This window comes from Elusimicrobium sp. (genome assembly GCA_015062115.1).
Classification (GTDB): domain Bacteria; phylum Elusimicrobiota; class Elusimicrobia; order Elusimicrobiales; family Elusimicrobiaceae; genus Avelusimicrobium.
Genome location: SUVG01000003.1, coordinates 55394 through 81647, shown reverse-complemented (window position 1 = coordinate 81647; position 26254 = coordinate 55394). Strand labels below are relative to the sequence as shown.

Sequence of the window (26254 nt, the reverse complement as noted above, 5' to 3'; positions counted from 1 at the left end):
CTAAACGAAAAGTAAGAGTTACAGCATAATCAAGTATAATTTATTATATGAAATCTTATACGCAATATCTAACCGTTTGTACGGAAAAACGATACCAAATCGTCAATATTACCCCGCAAGTGGAAGAGGCCCTTGCAAAAAGCGGCATCCAGGAAGGTTTGTGCTTGGTCAATTCCATGCACATTACTTCCAGTGTATTTATCAATGATAACGAACGGGGGTTACACGCCGATTACTTGCGTTGGGTGGAAGAATTGGCCCCTTATGGGGTAGACCGCTACCAGCACAATTTAACCGGAGAAGATAACGGCGATGCCCACCTGAAAAGAACCTTGCTAGGCCGCGAGGTGGTGGTAGCCGTAACAAACGGACAACTGGACTTCGGCCCCTGGGAAACCATTTTTTACGGGGAATTTGACGGCCAAAGAAACAAACGGATTTTAATTAAAATTATCGGAGAATAAATATGAAGAAAACGATTTTTTACCACGATACGGACTGCGGAAATGTGGTCTATTATGCAAACTACTTAAAATTTTTTGAAGAAGCCCGCACCTTACACATGGCAGAAAAGGGTTTTTCTGTTCCCGCTCTTATGCAACGCGGATTGTATTTTGTGGTAGCCCGCCAAGAAGTGGAATACAAGTTTCCCGTCCGCTACGGAGATGAAATTGACGTATCTACCCAAGTGGCGGAAGTTTCGGATATTAAAATTGTTTTTGAACATGTGATTAAAAATCAAAACGGCCGTCTTTGTACTAAAGGGAAAACAACTCTTGTTTGTGTAAATTCTTCCGGCATGCCGACCCCGATGGGAACCGAAGTAAAAGCGGCCATGCAACAGTAAAAAACAGGAACTCTTATTATAAAAAACCCCGGCGTTAAGCCCGGGTTTTTTTATTTCTTAGTCCATGAAAAAGAAGGTTGCCAACGGATTCTGTCCCCTTCTCCGCCTAATTCTTTCCAACCTAACCCCCTAACAAAATTTTTCATCTCTGCGAATCATTTCTCCCTGCAACAGAAATTCCACTATTCTGCTTTTTGCAACAGCCTTTTGATATTGCGGAAGTGCCACTGCGGCCAAAACACCTATAATGAGGACCACCACCAATAATTCTATTAACGTAAAACCTTTCCGCACAAAAAATATTCTCTCAAAAATCATGCGGTCAAATAGATAGGCTCTGTCGAAAAAAAGATTACTTTTTATCCCCTTCTACACGGTCTTTGAAAACATAGGCGTTTACCAGTCTCTTAAACACTCTGCCGCGCTCTTCGAAATCTTTGAATTGGTCAAAAGAGGAGCAGGCCGGAGAAAGAAGAACAACATCTCCTTTTATTCCCCCCTTCATAGCCGTTGCCACTGCCTGTTCCAGCGTGCCGCAACGAATAACCGGGTAACCTTTCAGCTCCTGTTCGATTTTGTCCATAGACTCACCGATGGTCAGTACTTTTTTGCAATATTCCTGTAAATAGGGGCGCAACACTTCGTAAGAAGCGCCCTTATCTCTTCCCCCGAGAATCAACCAAATATTGCGGCACTTTTCAAAACTTTTTAACGCCGTAATAGTGGAGTCCAAATTGGTAGCCTTGGAATCGTTTACATAGATAACACCGCGATGGTAAGCAAACTGTTCAATGCGGTGCTCCATCTCCTGAAACCGGGAAAATACCGTTTGTATGGTGTCGGCAGATACTCCCGCAGAAAGAGCCATGAGGGCAGCCGTCATGGCATTTTCAATGTTGTGGATTCCCTTAAGTTTCGGCGGACGGATTTGGTACCCTTCACTGAAAATAAGTTCATCTCCGTCAAAAAACACATCACTTTTCAGTAAATGCTTCGGGTGGGTGGAAAAAGCAAGCACAGTGCTTTTGGCTTTTTCGGAAAATTCCGCACAAACCGTATCGGCGCCATTAAGCACCAATACATCTTTTTCGCGTTGCCATTTGAATACACGCCCTTTTGCTTTGATATATCCTTTCATTCCGCCGTGATGATCCAAATGGTCCGGCGTTATATTTAATACACACGCAATATTGGGACGGAAATAGGTACTGTCTTCCAACTGATAACTGGAAACTTCTATTACCACATCATCTCCCGATTTTACTTGAGAAGCGCACAGCGAAACGGGACTGCCGATATTTCCGCACACAAACACTTGCCGCCCTTTCTTTTGGCGCAAAGCATCTTCCTTCAGCACTTCTCCCAATAAAGCGGTGGTGGTGGTTTTTCCGTTCGTTCCCGTTACGGCAAAAACACGGACTTTGGAAGGCATAAAAGCCAAAGCAACTTCCAATTCGCTAAAAACGGGTATTCCTCTTTTTTTGGCTTCCAATAAAACGGGGTTTTTGGGGAAAATACCAGGGCTTTTTATCCAAAAATCACACTCAAACACGCGGGAACTATGCCCCCCGGTTTCCACTTCTATCCCGGGGACAAACGACAAACGATTGGCATGCGCCACAGGCGCCTCCTCGCTGATTAACACCGAAAAACCCCTGGATGCCAATAACTCCGCGGCGGAGCGGCCACTCTTACCGAGGCCTAACACACAGGCTTTCTTTCCTATCCATTTTTCCGGTTTAAACATTTTTTTCTCCTTTCAAGAAGGCGCGCACCGTTTCCTGATCCGAAAAATGGTGTTTGGTTGTGCCGATTAACTGATAGTCTTCATGCCCTTTCCCTGCCACAATAACAATATCATTTGGTTGGGCAATCTGCAAAGCCCGTCCAATGGCTTGGGCTCTGTCCGGAACGACTTCGTAGTTGGAAAATTCCTTCATTCCGGTCAAAATATCTTCAAAAATTTGGTTGGGATCCTCGCAACGGGGATTATCGTTGGTTAAAAAAACTTTGTCCGCATGTGTGCAGGCCGTTTTTCCCATGAGAGGTCTTTTGGTGCGGTCTCGTTGCCCCCCGCAACCAAACACAACAAACACTTTCCCTTTTTTGAACGGTTCTACCGTTTTGAAAGCGCGTTGCAAAGATTCGTCCGTATAAGCAAAATCTACAAAAGCATAAAAAGGTTGCCCTTCATCTATGCGCTCCATACGGCCCGGAACCCCGGAAAGAGCCGCCAAACCGCGCAGGATATCTTCCTGCGAAATTCCGTTTGCCGCGGCACTCGCCCAAGCAGCCAACGCATTATATACATTGTGCCGCCCCAGCAAATTGATTTTGGCCGGCACACCGTTTACGGTAAATTCGGTATGAGTTAAAAATTCGCGGATATTTTCCGCCTTGAAGTCGGCCGGATTTTCCAAAGCAAAGGTAACCGTTTTTACACGCCCGTTCAAATCGTTCAGCAAACGCCGGCCGTAGGGGTCATCTGCATTAACAACCGCCACTCGGTTTGGCTTAGGATTAAGAGGGTCGGTTAAATTATCAAACAGTTTCTGCTTGGCTAAAAAATAATTTTCAAAAGTGAGGTGATAATCTAAATGATCGCGTTGGATATTGGTAAAAACAGCCGTATCGTACCAAATATGGCGCACGCGTTGTTGGTCTAACGAGTGGGAAGAAACCTCCATTACAACGCTTGTGCAATTTTCCGCTTTCATTTGGTTGAGCAAACCAAATAGGGGTAATGCGGCGGGGGTTGTGTTGGGGGCATCGCACACTTTGCGGCCGCCGATGCGGTAATTAACCGTGCCCAACGCACCAACCTTTTCTCCGGCTGCGGATAAAACAGATTCCAGCAAATAAGCAATAGAAGTTTTGCCTTTTGTTCCCGTAATACCGAACATACGCATTTTATCGGAAGGACGAGCATAAAACTCATATGCGGCATCGGCCATATCGCGGGCGATATCTTCTGTTTGATGATACAAAACATTGTATTGTTTCGCGGCAGGGAAGGAAGACACTACCATCACCGCTCCGGCGGAGATAGCCTCTTCTATAAACAAATTCCCGTCCACATTGGCCCCTTTCAATGCAAAAAACACAAACCCCGGTTTTACCTCTTGAGAACGAAAGGTAAGACCGGTAACTTGCAGACCTTTTTGGAGGGCTTTTTCCAACACAATAGATTTTGCCATATAGGATATGGTAGCAAATTGCAAATCACACGAAAACAGAAAAAAGTGCCCAGAAAAAACTAGGCCCTTTTATTTGGAAAACAAGGCAGAAATTTCTTCGGCCATTTGAGCCAAATGTGCCCGAATTTGAGGTTGTTTGGTTTCCAACAAAGGCAAGAGTGTTCCGCGCACCCAGTTGCGGCGGAAGGCATCATCGAAATTGGTTTCGTCCGTAATATGGGTAAGGCCGTTCCCTTTCAAATAATCCATTACTTCCTGACGGGAAACACACAGAAGAGGGCGAACGATTTCCGTTTGCGTACACAAATTGCGCCGAACCGGAATTCCCCCTAGCCCCTTCGCTTTTGTTCCGCGCAAAAGATTCAATAAAAAAGTTTCGGCCTGATCATCTAAATGATGCCCAAGGGCCAGTTTGGTTGCTCCCCATTTTTTGCATACACGCATGAAAGCCCCGTAACGGGCTTTGCGGGCGGCATGTTCGGGGCTTAAATCTTGCTCTTTGGCCAATTTTTTTACATTTACTTTTTCACAAAAAAATTCAATGTCCCACTCTTTGCAAATTTTTTTGCAAAAGGATTGATCCCGGGCCGCCTCTTTACCGCGAAGGCCATGATTGATGTGAACTGCAGCCAACGCAAAATGTTTTTCGACGGCTAAGTATTTTAGAAAATGGAGCAAACAAACGGAATCGGCCCCGCCGCTAAAGCCCACCAACACGCTGTCTTTTCGAGTGATAAGTTTGGACGAGAAATTCCTCATGCGGGGAAGAACGGAAGCATTAAAACTTTTTTTTGTCATATAAAAAAGTATAATAAATATATAGGGAATTTGAAAAAGAATATGAAAAAGAGAATTTTAATCGTAGAAGACGAAGCCGGTATTATTGATTTATTAAAACTGGTTCTTAATCGGGAAGGATACGAAGTTGCTTCCTGTCAGTCGGGCAGAGATGCGATTGCCGCCATTAAAGCCTACCACCCGCACTTGGTCATTTTAGATGTTATGTTGCCGGGGTTGGACGGGGCCAGCATTGTGCGCATCATGAACGAAGACGAAATGCTTTCTTCCACTCCCGTTATCATCACTTCCGCGTTGGTAGAGTCCGAAAAAATGTTCCTGCCCTTCCCGCAAGTGAAAGGTTTTGCTTCTAAACCGTTTGTGCTGGCAGATTTAACCGCACTGGTAAAGAAAGCAATTGGAGATTTGATGTAAAAATAAAACCCGCCGAACGGCGGGTTTTTTATTGCCAGAATATATGTTTTTACGCTCCGCAACACCAATGGGCGTAATGTTTCCAAAAAGTATCCAACAGTTCATCAAGGAAAAGTTCTTTACTCGTTTCCCCTCCGATAAGTTGCTTAAGGCTTACGGCCGTATCCTTTAACGAAGCAGGTAAGCGGTTGTTCACATTAACCCCCACTCCCACAAGAACCCAATCTTCACAGGCACCTTCGCTGGAAGATTCTATTAAGATTCCGCTGATTTTTTTCCACTTTTTATTCTTCTTATCCCACGCCAAAACATCGTTGGGTTCTTTGATTTTTGTTTTGATATCAAAAACAGAAGATATGGTTTCTGCCACGGCTTGACCCACGCGCACGCTGAGAGAAGAATTTGCCGAAACGGGTTTGCCCGGACGAAGAATTAAAGTAAAATATACCCCGCCGTGAGCCGCACTGAAAGAACGATCGTATCGGCCGCGCCCGGCCGTTTGTTCTCCGGCCAGAACCAAAGTTCCGTCTTCGGCACCTTGTTGGGCCAAAACTTTGGCCAAGGATTGCGTGCTGTCCACCGTGTCCAGCCCGATTACTTTTGTTACAGATTGCAAAGGGAGTTTTATTTCTTCCATATTTATATTTTACCAATTTGGCTTTTCTATTTCAGTTTCATGCGACGCAGTTCTAACAGTCGGTCTCTTAATTCCGCAGCCAATTCGAAGTTAAGCGCATCGGCTGCTTGACGCATTTGTTGTTCCAAATCTTGTTCAACCGCTTTTATGTTTTTAAGAGTAGGAACCGGCAACGATTCCGCCAAAATACCGAAAGCACTTGCTTTTGTTTGCTGTTCGAATTCTTTTAATTCCACTTCTGTTTTTTGAATTGTTTTAGGAGTAATGCCGTGCTCTTTGTTATAGGCTTCTTGAAGTTCGCGGCGGCGGTTCATTTCGTTTAAGGCATACTTGATAGAATCCGTCTTGCGATCGGCATACAACACCACTTCGCCTCCGGCATTGCGCGCGGCCCGGCCGGAAATTTGAATCAGCGTGGTCGTATTACGGAGAAACCCTTCGTTATCGGCCCCCAAAATAGCCACCAACCCCACTTGGGGGATATCGATGCCTTCGCGAAGCAGGTTAATCCCAACCAATACATCAAATTTTCCCTGCCTAAATTCTTTTAAGATTTCCACTCTGTCCAACGATTCTATATCCGAGTGTAAATAACGGGTTTTAATATTTTTTTCCGTAAAATAAGAACTTAAATCTTCCGCTGTTTTTTTCGTAAGAGCCAACACCAAAGTGCGTTCTGCGCGGGCTTTATGTTCATTTATTTTTTCTACTAAATGGTCTATTTGCCCCGCCGTCGGGTGCACATACACTTTGGGGTCAACTAACCCCGTGGGGCGAATTACCTGTTCTACAATATCGTTTCCGCAAACGGTTAATTCGTACGGGCCCGGGGTGGCGGATACAAACACCGTGGACGGGAGCAAACTTTCGAATTCTTCAAATTTCAACGGGCGGTTATCTAAAGCAGACGGCAAACGAAACCCGAAATCTACCAGCATTTGTTTGCGGGCGCGGTCTCCGTTAAACATACCGCGCACCTGTGGCAAAGCCACGTGCGATTCGTCCACCATCATCAAAAAATCATCATACCGCTTAAAATAATCTAACAAGCAAGAGGGTCTCTCCCCGGGCTTGCGTCCGTCCATATAACGGGAATAATTTTCAATACCGGAACAAAAACCCGCCTGCAACAGCATTTCGATATCATACTCCGTACGCTGTTTTAAGCGGTAGGCTTCCATTTCTTTACCTTGTTTGATAAGTTCCGCATGACGAAGGAATAAATCTTGGCGGATTTGTTCAATGGCGTTGTAAGTATCTTCATCCGTAGCAACAAAATGTTTTGCCGGGTAAATCCAGGCTTCTTTCAACTCTGCCAATACGTTCCCTGTAACAGGGTGTATTTCGTAAATATGGGAAATCGTTTTTCCTGTGATTTCCACCCGTAGCGCGTGTTGGCTGTAAGGGGTCATTATATCCACATTGGGCCCGCGCATACGGAACTTGCCGGAAGAAAATTCCATTTCGTCGCGATGGTATTGAATTTTAATTAAATGGCCCGAAAGTTGAGCGCGGGTCATCTCGGCACCTTGTTTTAAGTAGATACGCATTTCGCGGAAACTGTCGGGAGAACCGATGTTGTAAATGCAAGATACCGACGCAACCACAATCACATCTTTGCGTGCCGTAAGCGAAGTAGTTGCCTTGAGGCGAAGTTTATCGATTTGTTCGTTAACGGCTGAATCCTTTTCGATATAAGTGTCGGTTTGCGGGATATAAGCTTCGGGTTGGTAGTAATCGTAATAAGAAATAAAATATTCAACGGCATTTTCGGGAAAAAATTGCTTGAACTCGGCGTATAACTGCGCCGCCAATACTTTATTGGGAGACAAAATAAGCGTAGGCTTGTTAAGGCGCTCAACGACATTGGCCATGGTAAAAGTTTTACCCGAACCGGTTACCCCTAACAATGTTTGGCGTTTCTTGCCCGACAAGACCCCTTGTGTAAGAGCATCGATGGCTTTGGGTTGGTCTCCCGCCGGGCGAAAATTGGAAACGAGTTTGAATTTATCCATATCTTTATTCTACTTATCTTGGGAAGGCAATTCTATCCCCAAACAAAAAACAGGAACTTTTTACTGTTCCTGTTTTTTATCAAAAGATTTTTTATTCTAACAAGTTCCCGTCATCTAAACAAATGGAATAGCCGTAGTAGGCGTAGTTTTCGACCAATGAGTTTCGCGGCACTTTGATTTTAGGATTACGCTTGGCATGAGCCGCCATTAAGTAATAATATGGAACTCCTTTTTTGGGGTCGCGCGTAGGGCGGGACTGCACGAAATAGCGGCGGTCGTTTTTGTTTATCTGCATGATATACAACCCCAGGCGGGTGCGGAGCGTTTCTTCGGAACATTTGGTTTGATTTTCAATCATCTTATATTCCGAACGGGAAATTTCGATATAACCTGCTTCTTCCAAATCTTTTACATGTTTGGCAATTTTTTCCAAAAAGGCCTGCGTGGGCGGAACAGATTCGTGCGGCAGCAAAAAGGCTTTTCTGTTTTGCAACGCTTCGGTGTACACAAAGAATCCGCTTTCGGTCAGGGTGCTTTCGGGTGTGAAGATTTTTTCACCTTTTTTGTTGCGAAGTTCAAACACATCTTGTATCGGCACACCTACCCGTTGGAACACGGCAATAGCATCTTGCCCGATATTTTTTTCCAACACCTTAAAACCGGCCGCAGTAAGCATTTCGCGCTCGAATTCCGTGTCTTTGTTGAGCGTTACCACATACTCCGGCGAAACTTTAGTATGTTTGTTTTTCAGGTAATCAACCCCGCGGCGTTGCTCGGCTTGGTGAATTTTTTCAAAGAGTTTACGATACTCGTCGGTCAATTCTTTGGTGTCGGGCGGAACAGCATAGCGTTGTTTTAAGGCGGCTAATATTTCATCGTTCGTTAAGTATTCCGGCTCCAGGTTTATCAGGCGTTTGCGTGCAATTAAATTCAACGGTTCTACCGCCAACGCGGAGCGGTAATACTCGGCAGAGCCTTGTTTATCCCCTTGGTATTCGGTAATTACACCCTTGCCCACCAACGAGTTTACATTGGCGGCATTAAAGGAAAGAGATTTGGTGTATAAGTCCAAGGCTTGTTTATTTTGCTGGCGTTTGAGAGCAATATCTCCCAACATGGAATAAGTATAAGACCAATACGGAGAGTTCCGTTTCATTGATTTAATGGCAGATTGGAAGGCTTTTTCTGCTTCGTTAAGTTTATCCTGCGTCAAAAAAACCCCGGCCAAAGAAAGTTGCGCGTCCACGTTGGAAGGATTTAATTTTACACAGCGTGAAAATGTTTTTTGGGCGGCTTCATATTCCTTAGAAGAAAAGAATTTTTTTCCTTCCGCCAAACATGCGTCCATTTTTGCTTGCGCTTTAGCCGGCGCAACCACAAGGCCTACGAGTAAACAAGAAAGCAAACTAACTGAAAAAGGTTTTAACAAACGCATGAAAGACCTCTTTTAATTTTTCGAACTTACTTAATTTAACCGGAGTGGTAAATAAAAAACCTGTTTTTCTTATTTTAGCAAGATTTGCAAAATATACATACCCCATTACTCGGCAAGGGAGCATCTTAAGACGGGGAAGCCCTTGCATTTTCTGTTCTGCGCGGGCATAAAGTTTTTGCGCCAACGCATCGGTTTCCTGCAGGGCAAAGGAAACTCTGTCAGAGTGTTTCCCTTCCAAAACATCTTGGCGGGTCAGGTTATGTTTTTCCAACAAATCCATGGGAAGATACACTCGCCCCAACTCCGCATCGCTGGACACATCGCGGATAATATTAGTCAACTGCACCGCGCCACCCAAATCTTTGGATAACGCATCTGCCTGCGGCCCTTTTACCCCTAAAATATCAAGAGTAGCCAAGCCCACAATTACCGCCACGCGGTACAAATACCACTCCAATTCTTCAAAAGATTTGTAAGTTTTTCCGCTTAAATCGGCTTGCATCCCTTCAATTAACAACAAAAAGCGGTCTTTGGTTATTCCAAAGTCTTTAATATCTTGCATCAGGCGCGTGCCCAACGGAGTTTGCGGAGACCCCGCATACACGCGGGCAATTTCGCCGGCCCAAGTATCCAATTGTTGTTGTGGATTATCCTGATTGGGTTCATCAGCCAAATCGTCCATTAAACGGCAGAACTCGTAATAGTTTGCCAAGGCCTCCCGCTGGCGTTTTCCTAAAAAGAAAAAAGCCGGGCCGAAACTGGATTTTTTATAAGACTGATTGCTTGCCGTCATTTAGTTTTTTCCGTCGGGATATAAATACGATAATGCCGCCCCCGTAGCGGTGGCATAAATAGCATTTTGCGGAATAATAAAGTTTACGCCGTGCATTTTATGCAAGGCTTCAAAGACTTGCGCCGCAAAAGGAACCTGTGTGAGTGTGCCGGTTAAAATAACATCTTTTACTTCGTCGTTACGGCACGCAAACACCGCCATCATGCCGATGGTTTGAAAAACCATATTCAAAATGCCCAGGGTTAAATCTTCGCACGAGGAGCCGTCTTCCATTTTACCAAAGTTGGAGGCCGTCGTGTCGGGCGGGAGCGTGGCGATAACACCTTTGCTGATATCTTCAATGTTCAAATCTACTTTTTTTAGAGACCCCGTTTCAGCCAATTCCACTACGGTTTTGAAGGAAGATGCCCCACACAATTTACCGCAAAGGCCTAACACTGTTCCTCCGCCGACACCGGAACCGCCGATGTGTTTAATACCGTTTTGTCCGGCACGCACAAAAGCCGTACCCGTTCCCATGCTGACAATCAGCCCTTCCTTTTTACCCGAGAGAGCCAATCCCCCCAGACCAATAGCCTTAAATTCATCGATAGCGGAAGTGGGAATCCCATATACTTCTTTTTGAAACAAAGAAGAACCTACCCCGGTTAAAATAATTTGTTTTACATCGCTTAAAGACAAAGATTTTTCGTTTACAAATTTTCCCAAGGCTCCATAGGCGGAGGTAAGAGGATCGGCCGCTTCCACTTTTAGCATCGAAACAAGTTTGCCTTCGCTTGTGTAACCTACGATTTTGGTAGTAGAACCGCCTACATCAATACCGATAACAACACTCATTATTTTTCCTCCGTCAGGCCGATAGATTTAAGGAACGGCCCGTTGTTTACGGGACGACCTAAAAAGTTTTGTACCATTTCTTCTTCTTCCAAAGTACCGCCTTTTTCCAAAATTTCACGACGGAATTTTAAGCCAATTTCCGTATTAAAAATACCGTGTTTTTCAAATTCGCTGAAGCAGTCCTCGGCAATTACTTCGGACCATAAATAGCCGTAATACCCGGCATCGTATCCGCCCATAATATGCCCGAAAGAGGCTTGCGGAATTGTGTTTTTAGTAAGCGGTAAGGCACGAATCTTCTTCGTTAAATCAAAATAAAGTTGGGTCGTATCAGGGGTTTTGTCCAGGGTGTGAAGGGTCATATCATACTGGGCAAAAAAGTTTTGGCGCAAATAACCGCCGCCCGCACCGAAATTTTTGGCTTCTATCATGCGCGCGATTAAATCGTCCGGCAGAGCTTCGCCCGTTTTATAATGTTTGCTGATTTTTTTGAGTACCGCCGGATCCCACGCCCAACGTTCCAACATTTGGCTGGGGGTTTCTACAAAATCCCAACTGACGCTGGTACCGGAAAAAGCCCCGTATTTAGATTTCGTAAGAGCGTTGTGAAGCACGTGGCCGAACTCGTGGAACAAGGTTTCCACTTCTCCGTGCTTGAGAAGGGAGGGAGTGTCGGCAGAAGGTTTGTTCATGTTGGCTACAATCGCCACGAACGGAATTTGATAAGAGCCGTCTTCTTTTTCTTCTCCGCTGACCAAGTCAAAACAGGCGGCGTGTTTGTATTTCCCTTCGCGGGGGTACAAATCCATATAGAAATAAGAGATAAGTTCTCCGCTGGCGGAATCTTTAATTTGAAAAGCCTTTACATCGGGGTGCCAGACGGGAATATCCGCCGGTTCAAAAGTAATACCGAAAATTCCGCCGAACAAATCTAACATGCCCGAAATAACCACTTGGGAAGGGAAGTATTCTTTGATTTTTTCGCTGTCCAAATTCAAATTTTCTTTTCTGTATTTATTGCTCCAATAGCCGCTTTCCCACGGATAAAGCGTGCGCGATTTTTTCCCCGTTTTTTTGTTTTTGTAAGCCAACATTTCTTTGTCTTCTTTTTTACTCATGGGTTTTAATTTTTTTTGCAAATCTTTCAAGAAAGACATTACCGTTTTGGGGTTTTTGGCCATGCGGTTTTCCAATTTTAAGGCGGCATGCGTTTCATAGCCCAACAAATGCGCAATTTGGCGGCGCAAGGTGAGGGTTTTTTCTAAAAGTTCCACATTTTCTTCACCGCCGCGGCGGTTGTATTTATATTCCAAAGCCTTGCGGGCTTGTTCGTCGTCTGCGTTTAGCATAAAAGGAACATAATCCGGGTAGTCCAGGGTTATCAAGTATTTCCCGTCTTCCGTTTTTTCCAATTTGCCGATGTAATCTTCCCCTAACCCCTGCAGTTGTTCGCGCGTTACGGCAAGGGGATCTTTGTATTCCTGCACATTTTTATCAAACTTAATTACATATTCGGCTTTTTCTTTATTAAGGGCTTTGAATTTTTCCAAATCTTCGTCGTTTAAATCCATACCACTATGCTTAAAACCGATAAGCATTTCTTTAACGAGTTTGGCTTGGATAGGATCCAGTTGAGGGTTGGTGTCCGTATATTCGCGAATAGCTTTATAAACATCGCGGCGAGTGGCTACATCTACCATATATTGGCTGATTTGCATTTGCAGCGCAAGGGCCGTATCGCGGAAATTCTTGTCGGTAGAAACATAAGAAAGAAAACCGCTCATACCCAAAGCTTCGCTGTATTTATCAAAAGCGCGTTCGTAGCCCATAATGGTATTTTCGAAAGTGCGCTCGGCGGCCGGGATAGCAATTAAAGCAGCCAAATCTTTTTCCAGTTGCACGCGGGCGGCCGCCTCGGCAGGGGCTAACTCCTCTGCTTTATAATCAAAATGTAACACACCGTTTTTGAACATATCTGCCATACCGTAGGCCCCCGTTGAAATAAGAAATAAAAAAATCAGTAAAATAAGTTTTGTTTTTTTCATAGTAATATAATACACTTTTATTGTATCGGTTTTTCGCATACGCGGGCAACCGATAAACAGGTTCTGCCCCTTATAACAAACAAAATGCTTCTAAAGGCGTCTTATTTGTTATAATTTATATTATAATAATTCATATCAAGGAATTAGTGGAAAAATAAAAATGTACGAAGCCTTTGTACCCAAAGAAATATTCCTTACCAAAGGAATCGGCAGACACAAAGAAAAATTGGCCAGTTTTGAAGAAGCGTTGAGAGACGCCAAAATTGCCAGTTTCAACTTGGTGCCTGTGTCCAGCATTTTCCCTCCCGGTTGCAAAATCGTGCCCATTGAAAAAGGGCTGAAAAAATTACACCCGGGCCAAATTCTGCATTGTGTTATCAGCAGAAACACCAGCAACGAATACCGCCGCATGATTGCCGCATCCGTAGGGGTGGCTATCCCGAAAGATAGAACCCACCACGGTTATCTGTCCGAACACCACAGTTTCGGGGAAACGGATAAACAAGCCGGTGATTACGCCGAAGATTTGGCGGCCTTGATGCTGTCCACTACATTGGGACTTGATTTTGATAACGACACCACTTGGGACCAGAAAGAAGAAATCTGGAAAATGAGCGGTAAAATCGTTAAAACCACCAACGTTACCCAGTCTGCCGTTTGCACCAACGGGGTATGGACCACCGTTATCGCTGCGGCTGTGTTTGTAAAATAATCACGGATTTTTTGTGAGCGAAAACGTACAAACCGATAAGTTTATGGGGCTAGAGAACGAAAAAAGTTCTCTGGCCCTTTGTAAATTCGCGGTAGTTCCCGTTCCGTTTGAAAAAACGGTCTGCTACGGGCAAGGTACCGCCAAAGGCCCTGCCGCGATAATTGAAGCCTCCACCCAAATTGAACTTTGGGACGAAGAAACCAAAACCGAAACCTGGGAAGAAGGCATCAACACCCAACCGGCCGTTAATTGCAAAGGTTCTACCAATACGGTTTTCAAAAATATTGATAAAACCGTCCGCAACCTGATGCAATACAAAGCAATTCCTTTCTATATTGGCGGGGAACACACGGTTACGCAGGCTTTGGCCCAACCGTATATTGAAAAATATAAAAATTTGAGCATCTTGCACTTTGATGCCCATGCCGACTTGCGCGAAACCTTTGAAGGCACCCCCAAAAGCCACGCTTGTGCGCTGTTCCCGGCTTCCCGTCAAGTTCCGGTAGTGCAAGTGGGGATTCGCAGCGTAGCCAGCGAAGAAAAGCAGTATATCAACGCCGGCAAGGTAACCACTTTTTTAATGCACGAACACCGCGATATCAAAAAGCTGATTCCGCAAGTGCTTAAAAAATTGACGGATACCGTGTATATCACTATTGATGTGGACGGTTTTGATCCGTCGGTTATCCCGGCTACCGGTACGCCTCAACCCGGTGGGTTTATGTGGTATGAAGCGTTAGATTTATTCCGCGAAGTCATCAAACATAAAAACATTGTGGCGGTAGATGTGGTGGAAGCCTGCCAACGCAAGGCCGACCCGATTACGGAATTTAATACGGCTAAGTTAATTTACCGTTTGATGGGCTACTTGTCCACCAAACCGGCTAAAAAAGCCAAAAAGAAATAACTTTATTTCTAACAACAAAAACCCCCGCTCTTATGAGTGGGGGTTTTTGTTTCATCAAAAGTGATATCCGGAACAACTACTTCCGCTACAGGCCGTAGGAGTGCTACTGCTGGAAACACTGCGGCAAACTTTCTGCGCCATACCGCTGGCTCCCCAACAAATAAAATTAGTTGAAGAAAAATATTTTTCTATAGAAGGAGCCCCGCTTCTTCTATCATCACAGTAAACGGAATAACTTTCCGTATTTAGGGAAGAATTAGTCCGCAACCAGCAGACAAATTCATCAAAAGTAAGTCTTTCCCCCGATCCGTTAGCGCCACCAGCTGTTAAGGTTCCGCCTTCAGGCAAAGTAATAATCAAATCCGAGAAAGACAAAGTATAGTCTCCTGTTTCCAGGCGATGGACATTTTGCGCGTCGGAAATGGCCCGCAAAAGAGGCAACAGACGCAGAGAACGCGTTTTTTGCACAGCAAGTGTATATTGCGGCAAAGCAACCGCTGATAAAATGCCGATAATCAATACGACTACCAAGAGTTCTATTAAAGTAAAACCTTTTTTCATAAAAGCACCGTTTTTAATAAATTTATAATTTTATTATATTATTTTATACAGAAAACCCCCGCTATTACAAGCGGGGGTTTTTGCTATTTATTATGGAAGAGTTATACATGCGGAGGAAGGGGCCCTATATCTTTATTTTCGGGGAGTTGATACGGCTTTTTGATTAACTCCCGGGTCATTTCGTCAAAGCCCCATTTATCTTTGAAGGAAAGCACATATTTGTATTGTTTAAGGGCTTTGTTGCGCTCGCCAAGCAAGTCGTACACTTGCCCTAACCGAAACTCGTTCCACACGCCCCAACGGCTGGGCTCTTGGTTTTGCAGCGCCTTGTGCCCTTGTTCAAAGAGCTCACGCGCGGCTTCTAAATTTCCTTGAGCCATTTGGGAAGTGCCGAGTGCGGTGTAAGCACGGGCAATATAAATATCTTTATAAAAGGGGTCTTTCCCTATAAGTTCTAAAAATCGGTTGGCTTGTTCCGTTACCGCTTCGTAATGTTTGGTTTCAAACAAACAAATTACTTCCACATAGTGCATCAGCGGATTTTTGGGATATTTGGCCCGCAATTCGCGGATATACTGTAACGATTTATGCGGGTTGTAATACTTGGTATTGCGGCGGTTATTTTGCACCTCAATCAGCAGGAGTTTGGAACTATCCGCCGTAAAAGTGGCTTTTTCGCGCGCGGTATTTAATTGGGAAACGCCTTTGTCCGGGTCGCCTTTGATAGCCACAATTTTGGCAAGCACTTTGATAACGGCAGGCAAAGTGCCCGCGTAATACTGATAAACCCCCAAACCGAAATACGCATCATAATAAGTGGGGTCTAACGCCATAGATTTTTCCAAATTTTTGATGGCTTTTCGCCCGGAAAAATACGCGGTAATCCAACTGCGGTTACGCATAGAAAACATGGCACGCAACCCATACAAAGCACCAATCCCCATGTACCCGTTCGGGTCATCGGGGTTTTGCTTTAACCAACGCTTTATTCCATCAATAGAATCGTCCAAAATTTTTTCAAACACTTTGCGTTGGGTCTCGTCGCTTGTTTCAAATTCATATTCGTAACGGGCCCACGCAACCATGGCATTACCGAAATGCCCGAAGGGGTGATCCGGGTAGGCATCAAATACTTTTTGGATATTTTCGTTAGCGGTTTGGAAATCTAAACTATAAACCCCGTTGATGCCTACGGTGGCATAGTTCATCACATCGGGAGGGAGTTGTATTTCCGCACGGGCCGGTAAAACGGCGGCGGCCAAAAGACCTGCCGCCGTTAATAAACACAAAAACTTACGCATTATTTTTTGGCCTCGATTTTATCTTTGCCAAAGTACGGGCGCAAGGCTTCGGGGATAATTACCGATCCGTCGGCCTGTTGGAAGTTTTCCAAAATGGCGGCAAAAGTGCGTCCTACCGCCAAACCGCTGCCGTTGAGAGTGTGCAAATATTCTTGTTTGCCTTGCGCATTTTTGAAACGCAACCCCATGCGGCGGGCTTGGAAGTCCAAACAGTTGGAGCAAGAAGAAATTTCGCGGAAGCGGTTTTCGCTGGGCATCCAAACTTCGATATCATACGTTTTGGCAGCCGAAAAACCGATATCGCCGCTACAAAGTTCCACGACACGGAACGGAATACCCAATTTTCTTAACACATCTTGTGCATCGTTGACCATTACTTCCAACATTTCATAAGAGTGTTCCGGTTTGGAAAGCATCACCAGTTCTACTTTGTCGAATTGGTGATTGCGGATAAGACCGCGGGTATCTTTCCCGTAGGTGCCCGATTCTTTGCGGAAACACGGAGAGTAGGCAGTCAATTTAACGGGCAGTTCGGTTTCCGGCACAACGCGAATACGGTTTAAGTTGGTAAGCGGAACTTCGGCAGTGGAAATTAAAAATTGTTTCGGTTCGCCGGTAAGTTCGTACATATCTTCCCGGAATTTCGGCAGTTGCCCCGTGCCGATTAAAATATCTTCATTTACGATTACAGGCGGCAAAATTTCGGTGTAACCTTTTTGGGCGTGCAAATCTAACATAAACGAAATAATCGCGCGTTCCAAACGGGCCCCGTCTCCTTTGAACAAAGCAAAGCGGCTGCCGGATAAAGCCGCGGCGGCTTCAAAATCTAAAAGGCCGAGCCGTTCCCCAACGGTTTGGTGATCTTGCGGTTCAAAATCAAATTTCGGTAAAGCAACCGTGCAGGGAATTACTTCCGGGTTGTCTGCATCCGAAGTGCCCACGGGAATATTTTCGTTGGGCATATTGGGAATAGATAAAAGCAAATCATCGATTTCTTTTTTAAGAGGTTCCATTTCGGCTTCTTTGGCCGCCATTTCTTCTTTTAATTTACCCACCTGTTCCATGGCGGTTTTGGCGGCTTCGTCGCCTTGTTCTTTTTTAATTTTGCCGATAGATTTAGACATTTCGTTGCGTTTGGCGCGCAATTCCTCCACCCGGGCCAAAACGGCTTTGTAAGCGGTATATTTGGTAAGAACTTCTTCTACTTGGTCGGCAAGTTCCGGCTTGCGAAGGGCCAAGCGTTTTTTTACTTCTTCAGGGTTTGCAACGATATTTTTAATGTCTAACATAAGTCCTCTTTATTTCTGTTTTTCTAAATTTATTAAAAACGGTTCCGGAAAATAATGCCGGTAAGGTTTAAGGGTTTTAACGGCATATTCCATACCGTAAGAAGTGAGCAAACGCGCGCTGACAGGCGCCACGGAACTCTGCCCCGCCACCAAGGCCCCTACCACCAAAAAAAGCAAAATAAAAGCCAATTTTGTCAGAGCAAAGAAAGCTCTAAACAAGAAAGAGACCGAAGTGGTGGCAAAAGGTTGGGGGGTGGCTTTCATTTGATGTCCTGTCTCTTGGCGAGTTCTTTGGTAAAACTTTTTACCAAACTGCGGGCAATATAGTCTGCCGCGTCGAGCGCGCTGGAGGAAGATTCATCGAAAGAACCAATCCATACAATCTCCGCGGTTTCCACATCTACCAATTTGGCGATAATACCCACTTGCGCATTGATAACATATTCCGTCGGTCTTACATCTGTAGAGTGAGAAACGGTCGTTCCCACATTGCGGGTATATCCCACATAAGTACCGTCGGGCAGTTGCATAACATCTTGCGTGTAAACGGGGCGTGCTTCCGTGCGGCGGGTAGCCGTCATCGTTAATTCGGTACGGGCTGGAGTATAAGAACTTACCTCACCGATCAACAAAAGATCCACCCCTAAAATACGGCCGATTTGGCGGGTTGTTTCCGGTGATAAATACCCGGAAACGGAAATGTTATGCTCTTTTAACACGCTTTCCAACTGGGCGCGTTCCACCACCTTAAATCCGGAAGAGATGAAATATTTGGCAAACAGATTTTCCACCCCGCGCAAAGCGGCATAGCGGTTTTCAAACGACATGATGCCGATGCGTTGTACTTGGTCAAAATCGTAAGTGGAACTGATGACCGTTTTAGGTGTACAACCCATTAAAAAGAAAAGGCAGCAAAATGCCAGTGCCAAAAATCTCTTCATATGCTTATTATATAATTTTTAGCAGGGGCAAAATAAAGGTATAATAAATATCAGTATGAACAATATTTCTCCTCTTTTTATTCAAAAAGCCAAACAAATAAAAGTGCTCCTGACCGATGTGGACGGCGTAATGACGGACAGCACCATCAGTTTTTTTACCGATAACGAAGGTGTTACGCACGAAATAAAACACTTTGAATCTTTAGACGGCATGGGGCTGATGTATTTAACCACCTGCGGTATCCGCACGGGTATTATTTCCCGCGGGAGCAGCAATACCCTGGAATACTGGGCAAAAATTTTGGGCATGGAATTTTTGTTTTATAATACTTCCGTTAAACAAAAAGCCCTTGAATTTTTGCAAAAGGAATATAATATCCAACCCGAAGAAGTTGCCTTTATCGGTGATGATTTAATTGACTTGGGCGTGTTGGAAAAAGTAGGCCTTCCCTTAGCCGTACAAAACAGTATCCCCGAAGTAAAAGAGTTAGCCCTCTACACTTCCCCCCGCTCGGGAGGAAAGGCCGCCGTACGCGATATTGCGGAACAAATCTTAAAAGCGCGCGGCGAGTGGGAAAAAATCGTACAAGCAAACAAAGACGGTTCTTTCAAAAGTCCGCAACGCCAGATGCGTATTGTAAAAGGGTTGTAAAATTTTTAAAATAAAAAGGTAACACCTTCAACAAATAGGAGTAATATGAAAAAATTATTAGCTTTGTGTGCTTTGCTGTTCGCCTTGCCCGCCGTAGCGCAAGATTACTACGGTTTGCAAGAATACGGCTTGCGCAAAAACACCACCCGCGTAGAATTTTACGGCGGTATGAATATCCCCCAAGATTCTTGGACTTATAAAAGCCAACAAGTGGACTTGGGCCAAACAGGCTGGACGGCCGGTATCGGTTTTACCCGCAATGTTATCCCGGTTTTTGCTTTGGGTTTGGACGCAAACTATGCCCAACTGGGAGACGGCGACAAATTTAGCAATGGCACCGGTCAATCTTACTACCGCACCGGTATTGCCACCGCTTTGGTAACGGGTCGTGTGAACTTCTTCCCGTCTCAAGCCACCCGCGTATATATTCCGTTCGGTGTTGGCGCCGGCCATATTTTTGCCCGCAAAAAAAATGATGACGGCTCCCATGTCACCACCGACGGAACCGACTTTGCGCAAATGATCGGTTTGGGGTTGGAATTTGATATCGACGAAACCGTTATCTTCGGTATTGAAGGCCGCTACTATTTGGTAGAAGCCGCCGACGAAGTAAGAACCCAATTCGGCAAAGATCGCTTGCATTATGTAAATGTGATGCTTAAACTCGGTTGCCGTTTTTAAGTTTTACGCTTCTTTTGAAAACCCCGGGAAAACCGGGGTTTTTTTTGCACTATTTTACGGTTTACTTTTTTGCCTCGTGTATTGTATGATAAGGATATGGAAGAAATTTTAATTAAAGTAATTTTAGCGTTAATCTTCGGCGGAGCCTTGGGCATGGAAAGACAATACCACGATAAGCCTGCCGGATATGCTACGTATTGTTTAATCTGCCTGGGAGCCACTTTGTTTACACTCCTATCCGAATATATGGGCTCTTTCGGCGGCGATCCGGGCCGTATTTCCGCACAGATTGTTACGGGTGTGGGTTTTATCGGCGCGGGATCTATCCTGCGGGACGGAAATAAAATTTCCGGCTTAACAACAGCCGCCGGCGTGTGGTTGGTGGCGGCTATCGGGATGGCAGTAGGATACGGCCAATATGTATGGGCGGCTATTTGTGCGGCTTCCATTTTACTGGTGCAGTTAGGGGTTCGCAAAACCGTGAAATTGGTAGAGTTCGTAAAACACTACGACACTATTTACATCACTTGTGAACCGAAATGGGAAGTGGTCAATAAAATTGCCACACAAATTGAAAAGCAACATGTAACGATTCTTAAAAAAGAAGTTTCCAAACAAGACAACCGATTCCATGTTAGCATCGTGGCAACTTTTACCGGACATGAATTTCAAAATGTAACAAAAGAACTTTTGGAAATGCCGGAAGTCCACAGTTTGTATAAATAAGTAAAACTTTGCAAAAACCCCGAGGCTTTTGGCCTTGGGGTTTTTTGTTTGCTTAAAACCTTTTTTGGGAATAAAAAAGAGATAATCAACGCAAAATGAGAGAGGCCATTTCTGGCAAACACCCTCGCCGCTGATTATCTCACATCAATAGTATAGCGAATAAAAAAGATTTTTTCAAGGGGTAACAGGTAAAAACGAAATAAGCCTTCCCGGCATATTCCCCCCCTTTCAAAAAACAAAAATAAGCCCATTATTAAAAATTATCCTTATTTTTTAAGGGTTTTTTGTTTTAATTTCTCTATGATATTTTCGGTATAAAAAATCCCCGCACTCCAATTAGAATGCGGGGAACTAAAAAACACTTTTTTACAACATTTTGTTTTTTAAGCGGCTTGCAATGTTATTCAATTCATCTAAAGAATGATAATGAATTACCAAAGTACCTTTTTTGATGTTCTTGCCATATTTTACTTCCACTTTGGTACCCAAAGCAGATTGCAAGTCGTTTTCAAAAGAAGCCACTTCCGCAGGTTTTGTTTGTTTTGCGGAGGGTTTTGCCGGAAACATCAATGCACGGGCCGCTTCTTCCGCTTGGCGGACGGACATTTTGCTTCCGTTCATTTTCTTAAAGAGAAGATCGCGTTTGGCGGGATCTGTTACCATTAAAAGTGCGCGTCCATGCCCCTCGGACAGAGTCCCTTCCTGCAAGGCTTGCTGAATTTCGGGCTCCAAGTCCAACAGACGCAAGGAATTGGAAATAGCCGCTTTAGATTTGCCGCAATAAGAGGCTAAATCTGTTTGGGTAATATAAAACTTATTCATTAAGTTGCGATACCCAAGGGCCGTTTCGATGGGGTTTAAGTCTTCGCGCTGGATATTTTCGATAAGAGCAAGCGCGCACATTTCTTTATCGCCCAGATGTTTATGGACAATAGCATCAATTTCAGTTAAACCGGCTAATTGCGTGGCACGGAAACGGCGTTCCCCCACCACAATTTCGTATTTATCCAATCCGGCGTCATACACCACCACAATTGGTTGGGTAAGGCCATGTTCTTTGATAGATTGCGCCAATTCTTGCAGTTTTTCCTCATCAAATACGCGACGGGGTTGAAAACGGTTGGGAACAATTTTATTTACGGCAATTTTAGCAACAGCCGCTCCGGAAGAAGTTTCTACTACTTGGGCGGCTTCTTGCGTGGTCATTTGTACCACTTCTTGGGTTTGTTTAATAAGGGCATCTAAGCCTTTTCCTAATGCCAGTCTGGACATCTTATCCTCCAAAATCATAATTTACAGGCATTTCGCCCGTCATCTTAAAGTCTTTATACATTTCCGGGTTGGCGCCGCGGCGAACCAAAAACTCAATTCCTAATTGAATATATGCATTGGCACCGCGACAGGCAGGGTCGTAATCGAAAATAGCCTGGCCGAAACTGGGGGCTTCCGCTAAGCGAATATTGCGAGGAATAGGAGTTTTATATACTTTATCACCAAAATAGCGGCTTACTTCCGCAAAAACCTGTTTGGAAAGATTCATGCGGGAATCATACATAGTAAGAACACCGCCGTCCATTTTAAGTTTAGGATGCAGAAATTGTTTGATTTTATTAACGGTTCCCATAAAGTGAGCCAAACCGTCCATGGCATAAAACTCACACTGAACAGGTGTAATGATGCTATCGGCCGCCATCAAAGCATTTAAGGTTAAAAGGCCCAAAGAAGGCGGACAGTCAATAATAATATAATCGTACATTTCCTTCAGCGGGGCCAAAGTGTCTTTCAAAATGTTTTCGCGCCCGCGAACATTTACCAGTTCAACTTCCGCACCGGCCAAGTTTTTACAAGCCGGGAGGACATCTAACATTTCGCTGGAAGTTTGGCGCACTACTTGTTCAAAAGAGGCAGTTTTGGTAATAAGATGATAGACAGATTTTTCTCCGTCCGCAACATCTACTCCCAGTCCGGAACCTGCATTTCCCTGCGGGTCAAAATCAACCAAGAGAACTTCTTGGTCTAAGCAGGATAACGCATAAGAAAGGTTAATAGAAGTGGTGGTTTTACCCACTCCGCCTTTTTGGTTGGCAACGACTACAATTTCTCCCATAATTCCTCCAAAAAGAATATACTAATATTTAACATGATTTGGGCAAAAAAATCAATGGGTTTTCACGTGAAAACTATTTAATCATACGAATACGGTTAAGAGGCCAATGAATAAACCAGGCTTTTCCTTTTATGTTCTCTCTGGGAACCGGCCCCCAAAAACGGGAATCGCAAGAATTATCACGATTATCCCCCATAGCAAAATAATGGCCTTCCGGCACCTTTACAGGCCCTAAAGAATCTCTTAAGTAAATACCTAAGTATTGGTCTAATTGGTGTTCTTCCCAAAGTTGTTGATAAAGCGCAGGATCTTCCTCTTCTTGATAAGAAACTCTCTCCACATCATCATACAACTCATAGTCTTGTTGGGGAAGTTTTTGTCCGTTTACCCAAGGGTGGCCATCAATGATTTGTACCGTATCCCCCGGCATAGCAATAACGCGCTTTACAAAATCTTTGCCATACTGGGAACCCCCGCAGTTTTGTTGTTTGCGATCTTTGGCGGGAAATTGAAATACAATAATATCCCCTTGTTTAATTTTATTAAATTCACCAAAGCGGATATTTGTAAAAGGAATACGGAAACCATAAGCAGCTTTGTTTACAAACAAATGGTCTTTCTTTATTAAAGTATTATACATAGATTCGGAAGGAATCTGGAAAGCCTGAATAAAGAAAAACATAACAAAAGAAGCCACAAAACCGGCAAAATAAACCGTATTACTCCATTCTAAGTCTGCTTTAAGGATAGCATTTTTTTCTTTTTCATTGGCTTTTTGGCTCTTAAAATACCCGTAAACCGCACAGACTAATGCTCCTACCAAACCGATGGAAAGTTTTGATACGGACATGGGTTCCCCTGTTCCCCCTCCCATCACAAACAGGGCAACATACACCGCACAACTTAGGATAAGAAAAAGAAATAAACAATGCCACCATGCAAAAGAATTAAAGAATTTTTTCTCTTTTTTCTTTTTGAAGTAACGCGTGGCAAGCGTAAAAGCATACATAATACACGCGACAATAAATAAACGCAATTCCATAACAACTCCTAATTTGTTTTCACGTGAAAACTATTATTAAAAACTTGTTGATAAATTTGTTGATACTGTTGGGAAGTATAGGTAACCCTTTGAGAAAGTTTCAAAGAATAAGAGGACATTTTCTCTCTTTTTGATTCATCTAAAATCAACTCACTCATAAAGCAACTAAACAGGGTTATTTCACCCGGTTTACACACAAAACCGTTCTTTCCGTTTTCTACCCAAAGAGGCATATCCCCCACTTTACTGACTATACAAGGCAGGCCTACATGTAAGGCTTCCAATAAAGAAAGAGGAAGGCTTTCTTCCACAGAGGTAAGTATAAAAATATCAGCCATATTCAGCCAACTGCTGATATTTTTCTGTTCTCCGGCAAGAAGTACAGCCTCTTCTAAATTACTCTGTTTAATATAATCTTCTATTTTCTTTCTCTCTTTTCCCTCTCCCACATACACCAACCTGGCTTGAGGACAAGAACGATGGACATTTCTAAAAGATTGCAACAAAGTTAAAGGATCTTTTACCGGTTCCAAACGGGCTACACTAATAAAAATAATATTTTCGGGAGAATATCCATACTGCTTGCGCATCTTTTCCCGGGCTGATTTATCTTGAAAAAAAACCTCTTTATCTACTCCGTTTGGAAGTAAAAAAACCTTATTTTTAAGATATTTTTGCTTTTCAACCAAATATTTGGCCGTTGAAAAAGATTCCGCCACCGTGAGAGTGTCTAAATCTTTTAACATACGGTCTGTATATCTTAACAAAATATTTTTTTTGGATAAATCAAAATGGGGAGTCGTGAGCAATTTGATTCCTTTTCCGGCTATAGCAATACGCGTATATTCAATAGCCCGGTAAAGCATAGCATGAACCAAATCCGGCTTAAAAGTATCTATAATTTCCGCTATTTTTTTTATAACCCCACGCTGGGAATACCATTTCATTTCCAAAGAAATTACTTCTATTCCTTTTTGTTTTAATTCTTCCGCCACGGGCCCCAACTTTTTTAGGCAAACAATCTGCACCCGATTTTCCTTTGCGGTTTCAATAACCAAATCAGCCAGTGCTTTTTCTGCACCGCCGACATCTGTAGAAGTAATAACATATAGAATTTTCATATTGTTATTATAGTATATTTATTTACTTGTAGTAGAAGTTTTCCCTCTTTACTCTTTAGTAAAGGGGTATATTTATGAAAAAAATAATCATACTACTACTCTGCATAGGTTTAATGAGCGGTTGTGGTCTTTACGGAACCACACAATACTCATTACAACTAGATGCTCAACAGGTTTATTTCAAACAAACAGAAGAACTAAAAAAAGGATCTTCTTGTTCGTTTTTGTTATTAGGAGTAATTCCTTGGCCCTGGCATAAAACAAAAACACCGGATACCTTAATAGGTGCAATAAAAGAAGCAGGTATTAAAAATATTGTTTGGATAGACAGTATTTATGATTATAAGTTAACCTATGCTTATTCTTGCCGTAATGTTTATGGATATTAACATCAGTCATTACAAAAAGGGGCCCTAAAAAGAGTCCCTTTTTTTATTTCAAAAAAATACTTAAATTTTAAGCGTTTTTTTCAAAATACCCTCAAAATTTAATTTTCAGGCTTAAATTGGTCCTTACCTACCCCGCAAACAGGGCAAACCCAATCTTCTTTTAAGTCTTCCCATTTGGTTCCGGCCGGTACTCCGTTTTCCGGATCACCGATAGCAGGATCATACGTATAACCGCAAATTTCACAAATATATTTTACCATAGTAATTTCCTCCAGATTTTTTACTTCTAAATTTATGAGTGTGTTGCACCCGCAGGTGTTTTGCCTTTAATCACATGATGATAATAATCATATGTAAGGGCTTGGCCTTGTTTTAACACGCCGGCATCTTTTACTTCTCCGATAAACAAGGTGTGAGTTCCTAAATCTACCGTATTGTTTACTTCCACTTCCATATAAGAAAGTGTATGTTCCGTAACAATCGGGCAACCTAAAAAGCCGGTTTTATAAGGAACTTTAGAAAATTTATCAAAGGTTTTCCCCGAACGGAAACCAAAAATACCGATAAAAGGTAAAGTGCTTTCCTGTTCAAGAGGCATAGCGGCAAATACACGGCTTTTTGTAATAATATCATGCGTTAAACTATTTTTATTAACGGAAATAGCCACTTGTGCCGGTTGCGCGGTTACCTGAAAAACAGTATTTACAATCAGTCCGTTTTTCTTTTCTCCGTCGACCGAAGTAACAATATACAACCCGTAAGTAATATAATTTAACCCTTCGTTTATTTCATTTGCCGCCATACAAA

28 protein-coding genes and 2 pseudogenes are annotated in these 26254 nt (G+C 43.5%); 9 read left to right on the top strand and 21 right to left on the bottom strand.

Features of this window, described 5'->3' with window-relative positions:
- Positions 1-47 precede the first annotated feature (47 nt).
- Both E7027_02805 and E7027_02800 read left to right on the top strand, forming a co-directional pair.
- The gene (locus E7027_02805; protein MBE6421055.1) at positions 48-464 is read left to right on the top strand and encodes a YjbQ family protein; all 417 of its coding nucleotides are present in this window, start codon (positions 48-50) and stop codon (positions 462-464) included.
- Between the two features lie 2 nt (positions 465-466).
- Positions 467-847, top strand: coding sequence for an acyl-CoA thioesterase (locus E7027_02800; GenBank protein ID MBE6421054.1), 381 nt, complete (start codon positions 467-469; stop codon positions 845-847).
- A 159-nt stretch (positions 848-1006) separates the two neighbouring features.
- Here E7027_02800 and E7027_02795 read toward each other — a convergent pair.
- The 4 genes and pseudogenes from E7027_02795 to tilS form a co-directional block, all read right to left on the bottom strand.
- Positions 1007-1141: pseudogene (locus E7027_02795) on the bottom strand (pilin).
- A 58-nt stretch (positions 1142-1199) separates the two neighbouring features.
- On the bottom strand, positions 1200-2594 hold the full coding sequence (gene murD, locus E7027_02790) for a UDP-N-acetylmuramoyl-L-alanine--D-glutamate ligase (protein MBE6421053.1): 1395 nt from the start codon (positions 2592-2594) through the stop codon (positions 1200-1202).
- Positions 2587-4044 carry a UDP-N-acetylmuramoyl-L-alanyl-D-glutamate--2,6-diaminopimelate ligase gene (locus E7027_02785; GenBank protein ID MBE6421052.1) on the bottom strand — a complete coding sequence of 486 codons (1458 nt, stop codon included), beginning with the start codon at positions 4042-4044 and terminating at the stop codon, positions 2587-2589. Before E7027_02785 ends, murD begins: the two co-directional genes overlap by 8 nt.
- Positions 4045-4113: 69 nt before the next feature.
- Positions 4114-4842, bottom strand: a complete 729-nt coding sequence (tilS, locus tag E7027_02780) for a tRNA lysidine(34) synthetase TilS (protein ID MBE6421051.1) — start codon at positions 4840-4842, stop codon at positions 4114-4116.
- On the opposite strand from tilS, the gene E7027_02775 reads away from it, so the two are divergent.
- Positions 4714-5256: a response regulator gene (locus E7027_02775; protein MBE6421050.1), complete on the top strand. Its 543-nt coding sequence runs from the start codon at positions 4714-4716 to the stop codon at positions 5254-5256. The two genes, tilS and E7027_02775, sit on opposite strands and share 129 nt — an antisense overlap.
- A 49-nt stretch (positions 5257-5305) precedes the next feature.
- Here E7027_02775 and E7027_02770 read toward each other — a convergent pair whose 3' ends face one another.
- From E7027_02770 to E7027_02745, 6 genes are all read right to left on the bottom strand, one after another.
- The gene (locus E7027_02770) at positions 5306-5893 is read right to left on the bottom strand and encodes a biotin--[acetyl-CoA-carboxylase] ligase (protein ID MBE6421049.1); all 588 of its coding nucleotides are present in this window, start codon (positions 5891-5893) and stop codon (positions 5306-5308) included.
- Positions 5894-5919: 26 nt separating this feature from the next.
- Positions 5920-7908: an excinuclease ABC subunit UvrB gene (gene uvrB / locus E7027_02765; GenBank protein ID MBE6421048.1), complete on the bottom strand. Its 1989-nt coding sequence runs from the start codon at positions 7906-7908 to the stop codon at positions 5920-5922.
- Between the two features lie 91 nt (positions 7909-7999).
- Positions 8000-9343, bottom strand: a complete 1344-nt coding sequence (locus E7027_02760; GenBank protein ID MBE6421047.1) for a tetratricopeptide repeat protein — start codon at positions 9341-9343, stop codon at positions 8000-8002.
- Positions 9315-10136, bottom strand: coding sequence for a hypothetical protein (locus E7027_02755; GenBank protein ID MBE6421046.1), 822 nt, complete (start codon positions 10134-10136; stop codon positions 9315-9317). The genes E7027_02760 and E7027_02755 overlap by 29 nt, the downstream gene beginning before the upstream one ends.
- The gene (gene coaW, locus E7027_02750; protein ID MBE6421045.1) at positions 10137-10973 is read right to left on the bottom strand and encodes a type II pantothenate kinase; all 837 of its coding nucleotides are present in this window, start codon (positions 10971-10973) and stop codon (positions 10137-10139) included. It abuts the gene before it with no gap.
- The gene (locus E7027_02745; GenBank protein MBE6421044.1) at positions 10973-13057 is read right to left on the bottom strand and encodes a hypothetical protein; all 2085 of its coding nucleotides are present in this window, start codon (positions 13055-13057) and stop codon (positions 10973-10975) included. Before E7027_02745 ends, coaW begins: the two co-directional genes overlap by 1 nt.
- Before the next feature lie 121 nt (positions 13058-13178).
- Here E7027_02745 and E7027_02740 point away from each other — a divergent pair, with 121 nt between their 5' ends.
- Together E7027_02740 and speB are read left to right on the top strand one after the other, a co-directional pair.
- Positions 13179-13730: an arginine decarboxylase, pyruvoyl-dependent gene (locus tag E7027_02740; protein ID MBE6421043.1), complete on the top strand. Its 552-nt coding sequence runs from the start codon at positions 13179-13181 to the stop codon at positions 13728-13730.
- Positions 13731-13743: 13 nt separating this feature from the next.
- Positions 13744-14637 (top strand): agmatinase, encoded by an 894-nt coding sequence (speB, locus tag E7027_02735; protein MBE6421042.1) that lies wholly within the window; start codon positions 13744-13746, stop codon positions 14635-14637.
- Between the two features lie 483 nt (positions 14638-15120).
- On the opposite strand, the pseudogene E7027_02730 reads toward speB, so the two are convergent.
- The 5 genes and pseudogenes from E7027_02730 to E7027_02710 all read right to left on the bottom strand — a co-directional run bounded on the left by E7027_02730 (position 15121) and on the right by E7027_02710 (position 18729).
- Positions 15121-15198: pseudogene (locus E7027_02730) on the bottom strand (prepilin-type N-terminal cleavage/methylation domain-containing protein).
- Positions 15199-15299: 101 nt separating this feature from the next.
- Complete coding sequence (locus tag E7027_02725; protein MBE6421041.1) at positions 15300-16499, bottom strand: hypothetical protein; 1200 nt, start codon at positions 16497-16499, stop codon at positions 15300-15302.
- Positions 16499-17788 carry a serine--tRNA ligase gene (gene serS / locus E7027_02720; GenBank protein MBE6421040.1) on the bottom strand — a complete coding sequence of 430 codons (1290 nt, stop codon included), beginning with the start codon at positions 17786-17788 and terminating at the stop codon, positions 16499-16501. Before serS ends, E7027_02725 begins: the two co-directional genes overlap by 1 nt.
- A 9-nt stretch (positions 17789-17797) precedes the next feature.
- Positions 17798-18052 carry a hypothetical protein gene (locus tag E7027_02715; protein MBE6421039.1) on the bottom strand — a complete coding sequence of 85 codons (255 nt, stop codon included), beginning with the start codon at positions 18050-18052 and terminating at the stop codon, positions 17798-17800.
- Positions 18049-18729, bottom strand: coding sequence for a hypothetical protein (locus tag E7027_02710; GenBank protein MBE6421038.1), 681 nt, complete (start codon positions 18727-18729; stop codon positions 18049-18051). The genes E7027_02715 and E7027_02710 overlap by 4 nt, the downstream gene beginning before the upstream one ends.
- A 55-nt stretch (positions 18730-18784) precedes the next feature.
- Between E7027_02710 and E7027_02705 the strand changes: the two genes are divergently transcribed.
- The 3 genes from E7027_02705 (at position 18785) to E7027_02695 (ending at position 20788) form a co-directional block, all read left to right on the top strand.
- The gene (locus E7027_02705; protein ID MBE6421037.1) at positions 18785-19381 is read left to right on the top strand and encodes a hypothetical protein; all 597 of its coding nucleotides are present in this window, start codon (positions 18785-18787) and stop codon (positions 19379-19381) included.
- Between the two features lie 45 nt (positions 19382-19426).
- On the top strand, positions 19427-20062 hold the full coding sequence (locus E7027_02700; GenBank protein MBE6421036.1) for a porin family protein: 636 nt from the start codon (positions 19427-19429) through the stop codon (positions 20060-20062).
- 96 nt (positions 20063-20158) lie between these two features.
- The gene (locus tag E7027_02695; GenBank protein ID MBE6421035.1) at positions 20159-20788 is read left to right on the top strand and encodes an MgtC/SapB family protein; all 630 of its coding nucleotides are present in this window, start codon (positions 20159-20161) and stop codon (positions 20786-20788) included.
- Positions 20789-21154: 366 nt separating this feature from the next.
- Here E7027_02695 and E7027_02690 read toward each other — a convergent pair whose 3' ends face one another.
- The 4 genes from E7027_02690 to E7027_02675 form a co-directional block, all read right to left on the bottom strand.
- Positions 21155-22078, bottom strand: coding sequence for a ParB/RepB/Spo0J family partition protein (locus E7027_02690; protein ID MBE6421034.1), 924 nt, complete (start codon positions 22076-22078; stop codon positions 21155-21157).
- Entirely contained in the window at positions 22062-22895 is an 834-nt protein-coding gene (locus E7027_02685; protein ID MBE6421033.1) for a ParA family protein, read from the bottom strand. The genes E7027_02690 and E7027_02685 overlap by 17 nt, the downstream gene beginning before the upstream one ends.
- A gap of 73 nt (positions 22896-22968) precedes the next feature.
- Complete coding sequence (gene lepB / locus E7027_02680; protein MBE6421032.1) at positions 22969-23937, bottom strand: signal peptidase I; 969 nt, start codon at positions 23935-23937, stop codon at positions 22969-22971.
- A gap of 8 nt (positions 23938-23945) precedes the next feature.
- The gene (locus tag E7027_02675) at positions 23946-25058 is read right to left on the bottom strand and encodes a glycosyltransferase (GenBank protein ID MBE6421031.1); all 1113 of its coding nucleotides are present in this window, start codon (positions 25056-25058) and stop codon (positions 23946-23948) included.
- 74 nt (positions 25059-25132) lie between these two features.
- Between E7027_02675 and E7027_02670 the strand changes: the two genes are divergently transcribed.
- Complete coding sequence (locus tag E7027_02670) at positions 25133-25447, top strand: hypothetical protein (protein ID MBE6421030.1); 315 nt, start codon at positions 25133-25135, stop codon at positions 25445-25447.
- Positions 25448-25545: 98 nt separating this feature from the next.
- Here the strand turns inward: E7027_02670 and E7027_02665 are convergent, their stop codons facing one another.
- Entirely contained in the window at positions 25546-25707 is a 162-nt protein-coding gene (locus E7027_02665; GenBank protein ID MBE6421029.1) for a rubredoxin, read from the bottom strand.
- Between the two features lie 32 nt (positions 25708-25739).
- A complete protein-coding gene (locus E7027_02660) occupies positions 25740-26249 on the bottom strand; it encodes a flavin reductase (protein ID MBE6421028.1) in 510 nt (169 codons plus the stop codon).
- Positions 26250-26254 lie beyond the last annotated feature (5 nt).

Excerpts from the sequence above, each read along its gene's own strand:
- E7027_02800 (MBE6421054.1), top strand. The coding sequence starts at position 467 with ATGAAGAAAACGATTTTTTACCACGATACGGACTGCGGAAATGTGGTC.
- E7027_02805 (MBE6421055.1), top strand. The coding sequence starts at position 48 with ATGAAATCTTATACGCAATATCTAACCGTTTGTACGGAAAAACGATAC.
- E7027_02700 (MBE6421036.1), top strand. The coding sequence starts at position 19,427 with ATGAAAAAATTATTAGCTTTGTGTGCTTTGCTGTTCGCCTTGCCCGCC.
- E7027_02675 (MBE6421031.1), bottom strand. The coding sequence starts at position 25,058 with ATGAAAATTCTATATGTTATTACTTCTACAGATGTCGGCGGTGCAGAA.
- murD (MBE6421053.1), bottom strand. The coding sequence starts at position 2,594 with ATGTTTAAACCGGAAAAATGGATAGGAAAGAAAGCCTGTGTGTTAGGC.
- E7027_02775 (MBE6421050.1), top strand. The coding sequence starts at position 4,714 with ATGGAGCAAACAAACGGAATCGGCCCCGCCGCTAAAGCCCACCAACAC.
- E7027_02740 (MBE6421043.1), top strand. The coding sequence starts at position 13,179 with ATGTACGAAGCCTTTGTACCCAAAGAAATATTCCTTACCAAAGGAATC.
- E7027_02705 (MBE6421037.1), top strand. The coding sequence starts at position 18,785 with ATGAACAATATTTCTCCTCTTTTTATTCAAAAAGCCAAACAAATAAAA.
- E7027_02725 (MBE6421041.1), bottom strand. The coding sequence starts at position 16,499 with ATGCGTAAGTTTTTGTGTTTATTAACGGCGGCAGGTCTTTTGGCCGCC.
- uvrB (MBE6421048.1), bottom strand. The coding sequence starts at position 7,908 with ATGGATAAATTCAAACTCGTTTCCAATTTTCGCCCGGCGGGAGACCAA.
- E7027_02770 (MBE6421049.1), bottom strand. The coding sequence starts at position 5,893 with ATGGAAGAAATAAAACTCCCTTTGCAATCTGTAACAAAAGTAATCGGG.
- E7027_02660 (MBE6421028.1), bottom strand. The coding sequence starts at position 26,249 with ATGGCGGCAAATGAAATAAACGAAGGGTTAAATTATATTACTTACGGG.
- serS (MBE6421040.1), bottom strand. The coding sequence starts at position 17,788 with ATGTTAGACATTAAAAATATCGTTGCAAACCCTGAAGAAGTAAAAAAA.
- E7027_02710 (MBE6421038.1), bottom strand. The coding sequence starts at position 18,729 with ATGAAGAGATTTTTGGCACTGGCATTTTGCTGCCTTTTCTTTTTAATG.
- E7027_02755 (MBE6421046.1), bottom strand. The coding sequence starts at position 10,136 with ATGACGGCAAGCAATCAGTCTTATAAAAAATCCAGTTTCGGCCCGGCT.
- E7027_02690 (MBE6421034.1), bottom strand. The coding sequence starts at position 22,078 with ATGATTTTGGAGGATAAGATGTCCAGACTGGCATTAGGAAAAGGCTTA.
- E7027_02685 (MBE6421033.1), bottom strand. The coding sequence starts at position 22,895 with ATGGGAGAAATTGTAGTCGTTGCCAACCAAAAAGGCGGAGTGGGTAAA.
- E7027_02670 (MBE6421030.1), top strand. The coding sequence starts at position 25,133 with ATGAAAAAAATAATCATACTACTACTCTGCATAGGTTTAATGAGCGGT.
- coaW (MBE6421045.1), bottom strand. The coding sequence starts at position 10,973 with ATGAGTGTTGTTATCGGTATTGATGTAGGCGGTTCTACTACCAAAATC.
- E7027_02760 (MBE6421047.1), bottom strand. The coding sequence starts at position 9,343 with ATGCGTTTGTTAAAACCTTTTTCAGTTAGTTTGCTTTCTTGTTTACTC.
- E7027_02695 (MBE6421035.1), top strand. The coding sequence starts at position 20,159 with ATGGAAGAAATTTTAATTAAAGTAATTTTAGCGTTAATCTTCGGCGGA.
- lepB (MBE6421032.1), bottom strand. The coding sequence starts at position 23,937 with ATGGAATTGCGTTTATTTATTGTCGCGTGTATTATGTATGCTTTTACG.
- E7027_02715 (MBE6421039.1), bottom strand. The coding sequence starts at position 18,052 with ATGAAAGCCACCCCCCAACCTTTTGCCACCACTTCGGTCTCTTTCTTG.
- tilS (MBE6421051.1), bottom strand. The coding sequence starts at position 4,842 with ATGACAAAAAAAAGTTTTAATGCTTCCGTTCTTCCCCGCATGAGGAAT.
- E7027_02785 (MBE6421052.1), bottom strand. The coding sequence starts at position 4,044 with ATGGCAAAATCTATTGTGTTGGAAAAAGCCCTCCAAAAAGGTCTGCAA.
- E7027_02665 (MBE6421029.1), bottom strand. The coding sequence starts at position 25,707 with ATGGTAAAATATATTTGTGAAATTTGCGGTTATACGTATGATCCTGCT.
- E7027_02745 (MBE6421044.1), bottom strand. The coding sequence starts at position 13,057 with ATGCGAAAAACCGATACAATAAAAGTGTATTATATTACTATGAAAAAA.